General features: G+C 65.7%; 9 protein-coding genes and 2 pseudogenes. 5 read left to right on the top strand and 6 right to left on the bottom strand.

What is annotated here, in order from left to right:
- Positions 1–3 precede the first annotated feature (3 nt).
- Positions 4–555 carry a guanylate kinase gene (locus tag AQJ91_RS06000; RefSeq protein WP_067017083.1) on the bottom strand — a complete coding sequence of 184 codons (552 nt, stop codon included), beginning with the start codon at positions 553–555 and terminating at the stop codon, positions 4–6.
- Positions 552–1,592, bottom strand: a complete 1,041-nt coding sequence (locus AQJ91_RS05995) for an AAA family ATPase (protein ID WP_079084696.1) — start codon at positions 1,590–1,592, stop codon at positions 552–554. Before AQJ91_RS05995 ends, AQJ91_RS06000 begins: the two co-directional genes overlap by 4 nt.
- A 391-nt stretch (positions 1,593–1,983) precedes the next feature.
- Here AQJ91_RS05995 and AQJ91_RS48850 point away from each other — a divergent pair, with 391 nt between their 5' ends.
- Positions 1,984–2,253: a helix-turn-helix domain-containing protein gene (locus AQJ91_RS48850; RefSeq protein WP_079084695.1), complete on the top strand. Its 270-nt coding sequence runs from the start codon at positions 1,984–1,986 to the stop codon at positions 2,251–2,253.
- Between the two features lie 89 nt (positions 2,254–2,342).
- On the opposite strand, the pseudogene AQJ91_RS55225 reads toward AQJ91_RS48850, so the two are convergent.
- Positions 2,343–2,497 (bottom strand): annotated as a pseudogene (locus tag AQJ91_RS55225) (IS5/IS1182 family transposase); the annotation flags it as partial.
- An 874-nt stretch (positions 2,498–3,371) separates the two neighbouring features.
- Between AQJ91_RS55225 and AQJ91_RS05990 the strand changes: the two are divergent.
- Both AQJ91_RS05990 and AQJ91_RS05985 read left to right on the top strand, forming a co-directional pair.
- On the top strand, positions 3,372–4,715 hold the full coding sequence (locus AQJ91_RS05990; RefSeq protein WP_067017081.1) for an NsdA family TPR-like regulatory protein: 1,344 nt from the start codon (positions 3,372–3,374) through the stop codon (positions 4,713–4,715).
- Between the two features lie 71 nt (positions 4,716–4,786).
- A complete protein-coding gene (locus AQJ91_RS05985) occupies positions 4,787–5,959 on the top strand; it encodes a serine hydrolase domain-containing protein (RefSeq protein WP_067017249.1) in 1,173 nt (390 codons plus the stop codon).
- 451 nt (positions 5,960–6,410) lie between these two features.
- Here the strand turns inward: AQJ91_RS05985 and AQJ91_RS05980 are convergent, their stop codons facing one another.
- From AQJ91_RS05980 to AQJ91_RS05970, 3 genes are all read right to left on the bottom strand, one after another.
- On the bottom strand, positions 6,411–7,160 hold the full coding sequence (locus AQJ91_RS05980) for a phytanoyl-CoA dioxygenase family protein (RefSeq protein WP_067017079.1): 750 nt from the start codon (positions 7,158–7,160) through the stop codon (positions 6,411–6,413).
- A 157-nt stretch (positions 7,161–7,317) separates the two neighbouring features.
- Entirely contained in the window at positions 7,318–8,685 is a 1,368-nt protein-coding gene (gene gltX / locus AQJ91_RS05975) for a glutamate--tRNA ligase (protein ID WP_067017077.1), read from the bottom strand.
- A gap of 251 nt (positions 8,686–8,936) precedes the next feature.
- On the bottom strand, positions 8,937–9,131 hold the full coding sequence (locus tag AQJ91_RS05970; protein ID WP_067017247.1) for a hypothetical protein: 195 nt from the start codon (positions 9,129–9,131) through the stop codon (positions 8,937–8,939).
- 54 nt (positions 9,132–9,185) lie between these two features.
- On the opposite strand from AQJ91_RS05970, the pseudogene AQJ91_RS58710 reads away from it, so the two are divergent.
- Positions 9,186–9,488, top strand: a pseudogene (locus AQJ91_RS58710) (helix-turn-helix domain-containing protein); the annotation flags it as partial.
- A gap of 234 nt (positions 9,489–9,722) precedes the next feature.
- Entirely contained in the window at positions 9,723–11,951 is a 2,229-nt protein-coding gene (locus AQJ91_RS48840; RefSeq protein ID WP_159054488.1) for a tetratricopeptide repeat protein, read from the top strand.
- Positions 11,952–12,219: the final 268 nt, after the last annotated feature.

Here is a 12,219-nt window from a genome sequence, read left to right as displayed (position 1 = left end):
TCGTCATCCCGGAGTGCGAATGAGGCGATCAATCTGTAGAGCAGTGGCGGCGGGCGAGTTGGCCTCGGTATCGACCCGCAAGTCCCACTTCACCTGGCTGTTCTCGGCGAGGTCCTGCTCGGTTGCATCCCAGGCAGCAAGCCGCGCATCCGTATCGCCGTCTCCCCGCTCCTTCGACCGCGCAGCGGTGGCCTCCCGTGAACACCACAACAGGACACGAGACCAGGCGGCTGGATAGCCGTCGGCGACAGCTTCGATGCCTGCCACCTGGCCCAGATGCAGGACCGGGATACGGCTTCCTTCCATCGCCAGCGCCAGGCCAGGGCGATCGACGATGTAGATATTGCCGTACCGGGCATTGGAGTAGAGGACGTCGCCGCGCTCTTCGAGATCAGCCAGCTCTTCGGGCGTGCCCATTCGATAGCCCTGTGTCTTCCCCGTGCCCACCTTCAAGCGTGTGAAGGCCCTATAGAGAGCGTTGAGATCGCTGAGGGCCGCAGTAACGGTGTCCTTGCCTGACGCCGGCGGGCCGTACAACAAGAGCCCCTGGTTCATGAGAAGACTGTCCCGAAGACCTGACGCACCTGGTCGGTGAGGGAAATAGCAGAGCCAAGCCGGTTGTCCACCACCAGGTGCGGCACGGCGGGCCGAAGCTCAGGATCAATGGTCGCGGCGTACTCCTCCCAGTGCTGCAATTTCCAACTGTCGCGGGCCGCGGATCGGAAGCTGATGTACTCGTGCATCGTTTCGAGGTCACACTGCACCCAGACCACGGCGACGTTCACGCCCCGGGCCTCGCACCGGTTGACCAATCGCCGCATCCAGCGCACATCCGTGACCTCCGACACGAAGGGCGCGCTCAACACTGTGCTGATGGAACAGTCGACATTCGCGTACGCCGTCTCCAGGAGGCACTGGTACTCCAGCGGCCGCACGTGGTCACGGTAGACCGCGGAGTGCCGGTCATTCGGCTCGCTACCCAACTCCACCAAGAGCCGCTCCACCAAGGGCCGCGTGATCGGATCCTTGTCGAGCACGGGCCAGCCGGTGAGCCGGGAGATAAAGCGGGAAAACTCCGACTTCCCACTCCCCGCAAAACCACCCACCATCAGCAACGTCGGCCGGTTCGGGTCGCCACCGGTATGACGCCGCTTCCAAGCGTCGATGATCCGCTGCTGTACTTCCCGCCCGTCGGAGTCGTCCGTCCCTGGCGCGATCTGTGCGAGGGCGCGTTCCACAGCCAACACGTGAGCGCCATTGTGAAGGTCACTTGAGGGAGTGAGCTTCAACAGCGTTGCCTCGTCCGGCAACGCGTTCCGAAAACCAAGCTCAGGCTCCGTCGCCCTGTAGAGCAAGCAGTACGCACGGCGGTAGTGAGGACCGGGATAGACCTCACCTTGCTCGTGCTGCCAAAGGGTCTGAAAGTTTGCTGCCGGCTGCGTGATGCCAGCACTGCGCGCGACGTCCCGCAGCCGCTCCCCAGCCCCTTCAAGGGTCAGCCCATGCGCCTCGCGCATGGCGCGGAGTTTGTCCGGACGCCACCCAACGCGGCGCTTCGCCATGTCCGATACCGCCTGCCCGTCCCTCGTCATGATTCGGACCCTAAGTCTCCCTCTCATGAACCTGTGTGTAAGCGGATGTTGAAAAGTCGCCTCCGGCACGATGAACAGCTTCGGTAGCAGTCCGTGATACCTCAGCTACCCAGTCGCCGATGTCATGGTCCTGTACCCGCCATAGCCCCACCAGTCGTCCCAGCGACTGGCTGCGAAAGAGTGCCCACTAAACGGAGGAGATGTGTCCGCATCGGTCGTACCTACCTTCGAGGCACCTCGCCCCCGACAAGCGCGCCGGTGCAAAGGGTGTGGATGCCACCTCAGCCGCTACAACGATGAGACGTCCTGCGCCGCGTGCATCCGCCGGACACAAGAGCCACCGACGCTGGCGCACGTCTGGTCCGACGCCGAGGTTCAACAAGCGCTCGCCATGCGGGATTTTGGGACTTTCTGTGTGCTGGTCCGCCGTCTTGGAGGGCTGCGACAAGAAGACCTGGCCACGTTGACCGGGCTCGGTCAGTCGTTTCTGTCGATGCTTGAATCAGGCGTACGGCGGCTCACCAGCATCGACAAGATCATCATGATGCTCGATGGCCTTGACGTGCCGATCGAGCTCACTGGCCCCATGCTGCGGACCCCAGCGCACCCCACTCCACCCCATGGCGAACCCTCGGAGCCGTTGGGGCATCCTCCGTTGTAGGACTGGATCGGCAGATAACCCGTTTCAGTTGTGACTCAGCGAGCCGAGTCGGCTCGTGCTGCAGCGGGTTTTGCGGAAATCCGCCATTACTTCAGGCAAGCTAAGGCCCGTTCGCCCAGTGCTCTCAGCCGGGCTGCTCCTGGTTGAACTGGGCGTATTTATTGGGCAGGTCACGGCCGTAATACGGAGTGCGGACCGTGGCCCCGGCTCCGCGACACGCCCGGTCTGCCAGGGCCATAACCTGGCACGACATAAACAACGTACCAGCCGGCAGTCGCAGTGGAGACGCCGAATCCCGTACCGGCCTGGGCCAATGTCTCGTTCTTGGGCAGGCGCACCCTTGCGCCATGGAGTCACTCGTGCATGCCAGGCGATTCGTCGGACTCATCGCGCATCCAGTTCGGCATTCGGAGCATGGGGCCAGTGAGTTCCGCTGGAGCACCGAGTCCTGCAAGGAGCTCGACGATTTTGTCTATGTTCGTCAGCCGACGTGTGCCTGACTCGAGCATGGACAAGAAGGCCTGGCTCAGCCCTGTGAGTACAGTCATGTCACTCTGCCGTAAGTTGCTGGCGACTCGCACCAGTTGACATAGCCTGCCGAAGTCGCGAGCGAGCAGTGCTTCCTGAATGTCTGTACGGGTCCACACCTCGGTAGGCACGCATGGAGCTGGCTCAGACAGATGCCGCCTCCTGCGTGAACAGGCGCTGCAATATGGCTCCTCGTTATATCGACTAAGGACGCATTGGCACTGCCGGCACCGGCGGGCGTCTCGCGTCTCGTCGGAGTCGCTGATGCGTTCTGTCCATGAACCCCGCCGGATGGAAGCGCCAAGTAGTACCTCGCCCACCGGGTGTGTGGTGATCGGGGACCGACTCGTCGACGAGGGGGTGCTCGTCGCCGGATAGCGCATGGCGAGGCTCCATCAGTAGATCGGTGATCTCGTGCAGAACCGAGCTCTCTGGCCGGCGGGGTGCTGAACGGCCTGGTGAATCAGTGAAACCATCTGGTGACCAGGCGGGAAGGTTTCTAGGGGGTTTCTCTCGACGCTGTTGGCTCTCATGTGCACGTCAGCGTGGGTAGTCTCCCATCATCGAGCGGGGATGACGGGAGGCCTGACATGACTGGTGAGTCGTTAGCAGTGCACCCACTGACCTTCGTCCGTCAGTCGAGCGGATGGGGGAAGGCCGAGCTGGCCCGGCTCATGCAGGCGCGGGGGAAGGAACTGAGCATCCCCCTGGCCACCAATCGCACGACCGTCTGGAAGTGGGAGCAAGGCCAGGAGCCGGACGCCGACGCTCAGCGCGTCCTCGCCGACCTGCTGCGCGTTCCGTACGAACAGGTTCAGGCCGAAGGATGGCCGCGGTGGCTCCCCGTGTGGGAAGTAACTGGGCTCACTGCCCCCTGGACCGAGGCCGGTACCGTCGAGGCTCTGGCTGATCTGGTTGGGAGTGGCCGCATGGACCGTCGGGGGTTTCTCACCATCACAGGCGCGGCCCTGACGGGGCTCGCAGCGAGCTGGGCTGAGGCGCCCTCCGCCTTCGCCTCAGGGCTCAACGGAGATCGCGTCACCGACACGATGGTCTCGACGATCGAGCAGCGCATCAGCACACTCCGCACACTCGACGACCAGCTCGGAGGCGCCCGGCTCCTGGAGCAGGCGCGCGGCGATCTCGCCCTGATCACCGGTCTCCTGGACGCTGGCCGCTACACGGACAAGATCCGCATCCGGCTGTACGCACTGGCGGCCCGGGTGTCGCATCTGACCGGCTGGATGGCCTACGACGCTGGGCTGCGGTCCGCAGGACAGCGGTACTACGTCGGGGCCCTGCGCAGCGCCCGGACGGCTGGAGACGACGCCTTCGGGGCCTTCGTCCTGGCGGAGATGGGGGTCCACGTCTCCGAGGCCGGACGGACCGCCGAGCGAGTCGACCTCATCTCGACCGCCATCGACAACGCTCCTCGAACGCTGTCGCGCTACACCCAGTCCTTTCTCTACCTGCACAAGGCCGAGGCGCTGTCCCGCGACGGCGACCACTGGAGGGCTGGTACGGCGCTGAACCGCGCCGCTTCTCTCTGGGAGCGCCACACGGTGGAGGAAAACCCGGACTGGCTCGACTGGTTCGGCGAGGCGCAGCTGAAGTCGACCGAGGGCAAGGTTTTGTTGCGCTCGGGCCAGGTGGAGCGCGCGACGAGCTCGCTGGAGACCTCCGTCATGAAGGCCGCGCCCCGGGACAAGGCCGTACGGTCCAGCCGCCTGGCTGAGGCCAGGCTCGCCGGTAACGACTTGGACGGCGCGCTCGACGCCGCCAACTACGGTGCTGAGCTCCTCGAAGGCAAGGTCAGTTCCGTGCGGGCCCTGGACCGCCTGAAGGAGTTCTCTGCGCGGCTTGAACCGCACAAGTCAGTTCCGGCCGTCCGCGAGTTCCGTGAACGCCTTCAGGCGCTTCCCGTCGCAGCCTGATCGAGATGAGGTTGGGCGCACCGAGAGGGACCACCCTCCGGGCGAGCGGCCGAAATGCCAGGATGGTCGGCATGACGACGATCAACGGTGAGGTCGCGGACGGGTTCGAGCCGGTGGGTGAGGCGTTCGCGGCGAACTTCGATCAGCACGGGGACGTCGGCGCGGCAGTGTGCGTGTACCGGGATGGTCGGCCGGTGGTGGACCTGTGGGGTGGGATAGCCGACCCTGACACCGGTCGTCCGTGGGAGCGGGACACGCTGCAATTGGTCTACTCGGCGACCAAGGGGGCGACCGCCACCGCAGCGCACCTGCTGGCCCAGCGCGGAGTGATGGATCTGGACGCGCCGGTGGCCAAGTACTGGCCGGAGTTCGCCGCAAACGGCAAGGCGGAGATCCCGGTGCGCTGGCTGCTCTCCCACCAGGCTGGCTTGGTCGCGCTGGACCAACCGGTTCCGCTGGCCGAGGCGCTGGCCTGGCAGCCGATGGCGGCCGCACTGGCCGCTCAACGTCCCGTGTGGACTCCAGGCACCGCGCACGGATATCACGGCAGGACCTTCGGCTGGTTGGTCGGCGAGGTGATCCGCCGGGTGTCCGGCCGCACACCGGGCCGCTTCTTCGCCGACGAGATCGCCGGCCCTCTGGGATTGGACTTCTTCATCGGGTTGCCGGCGAGTGAACGCGACCGGGTCAGCCGGATGGTGTATCAGCAGCCCGATGTCGATTTCACCACCGTGCCTCCGGAGTCGATCCCCGAAGAACTCCGCGAACTGGTCGCGGCGTGGCGCGACCCGAACTCGTTTAGCAACAGGGCGTTCGCGGTCACTGACCCGGCCGAGATCGACTTCAACTCGCTCGAGGTCCAGGCTGCGGAACTCCCGGCCTCCAATGGCATCGGCACCGCGCGCGGACTAGCGCGCATGTACGCGGCGCTGATCGGCGAGGTGGACGGCGTACGCCTGCTCACTCCGGAGACCCTCGCATCGGCGACCAAGGAGCAGGCAAGCGGTGCGGACCAGGTGATGGTGGCGCCGAGCCGGTTCAGCTCCGGATACATGCTGCCGACCGAGACCAACCCCATGACCGGGCCCAACGCTTTCGGCCACACCGGTCGCGGCGGCTCACTCGGCTTCGCCGACCCGGAGCACGGGATCGCGTTCGGCTACGCGATGAACCACATCATCGGGGGCCCCGATGATGTGCGAGCGACGTTGCTGGTCGCCGCGGTGCGAAGGTCGCTGGGGTGAGAGTTACCGGAATCTTCCCCTCAGGCAGGCAGCCCCTCAGCCCGCCTGAACCTCCGCCACGATAAGGAGAAGGTAGCCAGTCTGCCGCCGACAGCAATATCACGCGCGTGATGTGCCAAGTCCCTTCTGTTAATGCAGAGTTGGGAAACGACAGGCGCTCCTGTGCTCACCATCGCGTAGCCAGCGCGCGACTACCAGCCTCGCCATGGCCTTTTGCGGCTGGCCTGGTGAAGAGCCGCCCTGTCCCTCGGCTCCCCCCGTAGCTGAGGGGCAGGGCTTTATCGCTGGCTCTGCCGGTGGAACCTGCGATGCCGTCCAGTCTGAGCTGATCATCTACCCGGTGTGCACTTCTGGAGAGGTGAGGCGGTTGCTGCCGGACTTGGCGGGTATGGCCGACCGACACTGGTCGGTCGACACTACGCACAGACCCGGCTCCTCACGTCGTGCCCTATCAGCGGAATTCGGCGAGCGGATCAGTGACGGCCTCGCGCCACCGATCACGGTGGCCGCTCGCATGGAGCCGGTAGTACACCGTCTCGCGCCGCCCCTCGTCAGCTGGACCGTCGTGGTTACCGATGTTGTGGGCGAGCAGGTAGTGCGCGAACAGCACACTGCCCGCACCGCCGACGGCCTGCGTCGGCTCTCCGAGTTCGATCTTCGGATAGGGGCCCGGATTCATCTCCTCGACGCAAGCCAGGGCGTCTGCGCCGCGTTCGGCGAGGTATTGCCCGAACCGCAGATGGGTTCCCGGCCAGACCCATAGGTTCCCCCGATGCCGCCGGTCGTGATCGGTGAGCCATACGCCGGCCAGCAGCGAGAACGTCCCCGGACGTCCGTCCGCTTCCCCCGGCGTCAGGCCGTCGACGTGCGGCCCGCCCGGCCGATGCGGCCAGGGCGGGATCGTTGTGGCCACCTGTGCGAAAACGGGGTCCTGCACGGCCAAATCGGTACGCAGCAGCTGGGTGGCGAGCTGCCCGATGCCCGTCTCCCGATAGAGGTCGAGCAGTGGATGGCCGGTTGGAGGGAAGGACGGCCACAGGAAATACGGTCCGACGTGGTCGTCGGCGGGGGGCTGCCGCTCCAGCATGGCGGCGACCACCCTGCGGCCTGTGGCGATCTGTTCGCCGCGGAGCACGTCTGGAATCACTATGAATCCCTGCTGACGGAACGTGGTCCTCATCTCGCCGGTGATGGTCGCCATGCCGTTCAGTGCATCAGGCAGCGTTTTCTCGAGCAACCAAATAACTCTTGAGGTCCACGCCCATATGCCGTCGCGCTGGCCCGCTTTGTCACGACATACTTCCGCGACGTCGGGTCCCGCCTCCCCACGCGGGCGACGGGACCTTGTCGCGAAGTGGTCAGTCGGCGAGCTTCGCCAGGGCCGCGTCGATCCGGGCCAGCGTGAGGTCCTTGCCGAGGACCTCCAGGGACTCGAAGAGAGGCAGGCCGACCGTGCGGCCCGTGACAGCGACGCGCACCGGGGCTTGGGCCTTGCCCAGCTTCGTGCTGTGCTCCTCGCCAGCGGCCAGGACCGCCGCCTTGAGGGACTCGGGGTTGGTCCAGTCGGCCGTCTCCAGCTTGGCGCGGGCCGTGACCAGGAGGGCCGCAGGATCGCCCTTCATTGCTTTGGTCCAGGACGCCTCGTCCTCCACCGGCTCCTTCAGGAAGAGGAAGTCGACGTTGGCCGTGATGTCCGACAGGATGGCCAAGCGGGTCTGGGCATGCGGGGCGATCGCCTCCCAGGCCGCCTTGTCGAAGTCCTCGGGCGCCCAGTTGGCGTACGGGGCGCGTAGCCACGGCTCACAGGCCGCGATGAACTTCCCTACCGGCAGCGCGCGGATGTACTCGCCGTTGAACGCGGTCAGCTTCTTGATGTCGAAGAAGGCCGGGGAGGTGTTCACGTCCTCGACGCGGAACTTCTGCTCCAGCTCCTCGTACGGCCGTAGTTCGACGTCGTCGCCGGGGCCCCAGCCGAGCAGCATCAGATAGTTGGTCATCGCCTCCGGCAGGTAGCCCTCGGCGAGGTAGTCCTCAAGAGCGACCTTGTCGCGGCGCTTGGACAGCTTCTGCCGCTTCTCGTTCACGATCACCGGCAGGTGTGCCCACACCGGGGGCTTCGCGCCGAGCGCCTCCCACAGCAGTTGCTGCTTGGGCGTGTTCGACAGGTGCTCGTCGCCGCGGATGACCAGGGTGATCCCCTCGTCGAGGTCGTCGACGACGTTGGCGATCAGGAAGACCGGAGAGCCGTCGCCGCGGGCGATGACGAAGTCCTCGATCGCCGAGTTCGGGAAGGACGGCTCACCGCGGATCAGGTCCACGACCACCGTCTCGCCCTGGGTGGGCGTACGGAACCGCAGGGCCCGGCCCTCCACGTACTCGAGGCCCCGGTCCCGGCAGAAACCGTCGTAGCCGAGGTGCTGCGAACCGGTCCGCTCCTGAACCTGCTCACGGGCGCAGTCGCAGTAGTACGCGCGGCCTTGCGCGTAGAGCTGCTGGGCGGCCTCGCGGTGCCGGTCGGCGTTCTGTGACTGGAAGTAGGGGCCCTCGAACGTGGGATCGTCCTTGGAGATCCCGATCGACGCGAGAGCGCTGACGATGCCGTCGATCCACTCGGGCTTGTTGCGAGCCGCGTCGGTGTCCTCGATACGCAGGACGAACTTGCCCCCAGACTGTCCTGCGACGGCCCAGTTGTAGAGAGCCGACCGGGCCCCGCCCACGTGGAACATTCCAGTCGGGGACGGGGCGAAGCGCACGCGTGTGGAGGCCAGAGACATACGCGCAAGCCTACTGATTCCCAGCCGGTGCTCGGCCCGCACTTTGTGGCTACCTCGCCGACTGCTGCCCGGCCAACCCCAGTCCGACCTCGATTCGACGGGGGTGACGTGCGGAGCTGAACCAGAGCGCAGCCCGACTCGTTCTGATTGCCGTTCACGACGCGGGCCATCCCGATGGAGTCGGGTGCCGGTAGGCATGGATGTCAGCTGGTGATTGCGCTGGCGATCGTCGCAGCCAGGGTGAGAACGGCGGCGAACGCCAGGGCTGCTCGTTCAAGCGCGGCGGGGTAGGTGGAGCCATCGAGACGTGCGAGGCAGCCGGCGGCGATGCCGACCAGCACGGCGACGAGAACGGCAAGGACACAAGCGAGAAGGATCACTGCGGTGTGGTCGGACACGATGCCACTTCCCATCGGCGAACATGGACGTTTGATGTCTTCTGAATCTCCTGGATGATGTGTTCGCCGAGGCGCGGGCCGACGATGATGGACACTGTCGAACACCGATACGGCCGGGGTAGGGAACAGGGGGGTAAAAGCGTGAGCAGGGAGGATCGATGGCCCCACGGAGCCGCACTCACCGAACTGCGTGCGCTCCTTGAGGAGGCCTTGTCTTCCAAACGCCTGACCAAGACGGCGCTCGCCCGGCGGGCAGGGCTGGGGCGCACCACGGTCAGTGAAGCCTTCAGCACAAGTGCTCCGGTGCCCTCGGCAGAGACCGTGGTTGCTCTCGCTGACGCACTCGGCCTTGTCCCTCGCCCACTGCTTGATCTTCGCGCTGCCGCCTTAGCCAACACTCCCGATGGATCCGAGGCAGGCCTGTCAGGCGGCGTCGGTCGGCTGATTTCTGACTGGCACCCTCTGGACCTCGAAGTCCACCCGGCCGCTGACCCGCCGCGCTTAAGAGATGACGGTGGTGTCAGCCGCAGGAGGCTCCTGCGAAGCGGCGGGCGATTACCCGGATACGTACGTCGACCGCATGACGAGGACTTGGCCAGCCTCACCATGATCGCGGCAGGCGGCCATAGCGAGATGGCGGTGCTGGTCGGGACATCCTCAACAGGGAAGACCCGCGCCTGCTGGGAAGCGGTCCAGCCCCTCATTCCTTTGGGGTGGAGACTTTGGCATCCGTTCGACCCCACCCATGCGGAGGCCGCCCTCGCCGACCTGAATCGCGTAGCGCCACACACGGTCGTCTGGTTGAACGAAGCCCAGCACTACCTCGGCGCACCAGCCGGACTTGGCGAACGCATCGCCGCCGCGCTGCGCTCGCTGCTCACGGAACCGGCGCGGTCGCCTGTCCTCATCCTGGGCACCTTGTGGCCGGAATATGCTGCCATCTACACGCTCAACCAGACCGGGCAGCAGAGCAATCACCCCCAGGTGCGGGAACTGCTGGCCGGCCGACTGATCGCCGTACCCGATGCTTTCGATGCCACCGCCATCGGTGTGGCGAAGGCCGTAGCCGCTGCCGGTGATCAGCAACTCACGCATGCTCTGGAACACGCGCGCAACGGGCAGGTGACACAACTCATGGCTGGGGGACCAGAACTGCTGCACCGCTACCACACCGCCTCCCCACCCGGGCGCGCTCTATTGAACGCGGCCATGGACGGCCGCCGTCTCGGCGCGGGGCTCCACCTGCCCATCACCTTCTTGGAGCAGGCGGCTGAGGACTATCTCACCGACGACGAGTATGACGCCCTTGACGACGACTGGCTTCAAACGGCCCTCAACCAGCTCGCCACAACTGTGCACGGCAACCTAGCTCCATTGCGTCGCACCCGGTTGCGCTCGACAAGGCGCAACACTGGCGCCCAACAGGCCGGAACGACATACCGGCTAGCCGACTACCTGGAGCAATACGGACGCCAGGAGCGCAAACCGCTCTGCCCTCCGACGTCGTTCTGGAAGGCCGCGCGCGACGAGCTCGCCGATCCTGAAACCCTGGACCACCTTGCCTGGGCCGCCTTTTCCCGGCACCGGATCTACTGGGCATACGAGCTCTGGCAGAAGGCTGTCGACGCCGGCAGCGTTGCTGCGATGCATCGGCTCGCCGAGCTGCGGATGCAGGCCGATGAGCCAGAAGCTGCGGAAAATCTGCTCCAACAGGCCGCAGACGCAGGTGATGCACACGCTCTGCTCTGGATTTCTGAAATGCGTGAAAGATCCGGTGACCATGAGGAAGCCGAACGGCTGGCCCAGCAAGCGGCCGACGTCAGCGACACCTTCGGCACCTACGGTTACGTGCGCCTGGCTGGGATACGAATGGAGGCGGGGGACCGCGGAGCGGCAAGGGACCTACTGAAGACAGCCGTCGATGCTGGCGACGTCGAGGCCATGCACCGGCTGGCCGAACTGGAACAAGCATCTGGAAACCGTGAGAGCGCGGAGATTCTGCTGCGCCAGGCTATGGGCATCGATGACGGTGAGGCGCTGCTCCAACTCGTGACGCTCCTGGAGGAAGCCGGGGATCATGCCGAGGCCGAACGGCTCGCCCGCCAAGCCGCCGACGACGGCGCCCCGTACTACCTGCACCGGCTGGCCGAACTGCGGGCAGAGGCTGGAAACCGCGAGGCAGCGGAGGAACTGCTCCAGCAGTCCCTAGCCGCTGGTGACGTCGACGCACTCGATGTCCTTGCCCAGTTGGCGGAAAAGGCTGGGAACCACGAAGACGCCGAGGTCCTATGGCGGCGGCTGGCGGCCTCAGGGCCCTTCGCTGGCGCCTTGACTCATCTCGGCGAGATACGGGCGAAGCGTGGGGAGTACGAAGAGGCGGAAGCCCTGTTTCGTGAAGCCGCTGCAGCTGGCGACCAGGGCGCCCTTTACTTTCTGGCCGAACTCAGAGAGCAGGCCGGCGACCGTGTAGAAGCCGAGCGGCTCGCTCAGCTGTACGACGCTGGCGGCAGTGTTCGCGCCCTGTTTCGACTTGCCCAACTTCGAGAGAAAGCCGGCGACCGCCCCGAAGCCGAACGCCTTGCCCGGGAAGCAGCTGACCGCGGCGCGTCCGGTGCCCTGTATCGGCTCGCCGAACTGCGGGCAGAGGCTGGATACCGCGCCGATGCCGAACGCTTCGCCCGGGAAGCAGCCGACGCCGGTGACGCCGACAATTGGCCCCGGCTCCGCAACTCGGGTCAGAACGAAAGGCCAGATACGTTTCTCGGACGACTGTGGCCTCATGGGCTCGATCCTGACGGCACACCGTCCGCACCTTGGTAGGGGAAGGGGGCCAGGGCAGCGATGCTGCGGAGGTGCCTCCCTGCCTCTGCCGTGGGAAGCCTTGGTCAATGCGTGTCCGGTGCAGTCCTTGTGAGTCCGGTTGTGAGCCCGAGTGCGAGTCCGGGCGGTTCTGGACCGAGGAGTTCGGTCGAGTGCATCCAGAGAGACAGCCAACGCCTTCCACAAGTCAGCCAGCAGTGTCAGCGCCGAGTCCGGACCTACTGGATGTCCAGGAAGCGGCTCGCTTTCGTCGGCGAGCCACACCGCA

Origin of the sequence: Streptomyces dysideae (genome assembly GCF_001514305.1) — a bacterium.
Lineage (GTDB): Bacteria > Actinomycetota > Actinomycetes > Streptomycetales > Streptomycetaceae > Streptomyces > Streptomyces dysideae.
The sequence above is the reverse complement of the archived record's forward strand: the minus strand, read 5'-3'. Positions and strand labels throughout refer to the sequence as shown.

Excerpts from the sequence above, each read along its gene's own strand:
- AQJ91_RS06000 (WP_067017083.1), bottom strand. The coding sequence starts at position 555 with ATGAACCAGGGGCTCTTGTTGTACGGCCCGCCGGCGTCAGGCAAGGAC.
- AQJ91_RS05995 (WP_079084696.1), bottom strand. The coding sequence starts at position 1,592 with ATGACGAGGGACGGGCAGGCGGTATCGGACATGGCGAAGCGCCGCGTT.
- AQJ91_RS48850 (WP_079084695.1), top strand. The coding sequence starts at position 1,984 with ATGCGGGATTTTGGGACTTTCTGTGTGCTGGTCCGCCGTCTTGGAGGG.
- AQJ91_RS05990 (WP_067017081.1), top strand. The coding sequence starts at position 3,372 with ATGACTGGTGAGTCGTTAGCAGTGCACCCACTGACCTTCGTCCGTCAG.
- AQJ91_RS05985 (WP_067017249.1), top strand. The coding sequence starts at position 4,787 with ATGACGACGATCAACGGTGAGGTCGCGGACGGGTTCGAGCCGGTGGGT.
- AQJ91_RS05980 (WP_067017079.1), bottom strand. The coding sequence starts at position 7,160 with ATGGCGACCATCACCGGCGAGATGAGGACCACGTTCCGTCAGCAGGGA.
- gltX (WP_067017077.1), bottom strand. The coding sequence starts at position 8,685 with ATGTTCCACGTGGGCGGGGCCCGGTCGGCTCTCTACAACTGGGCCGTC.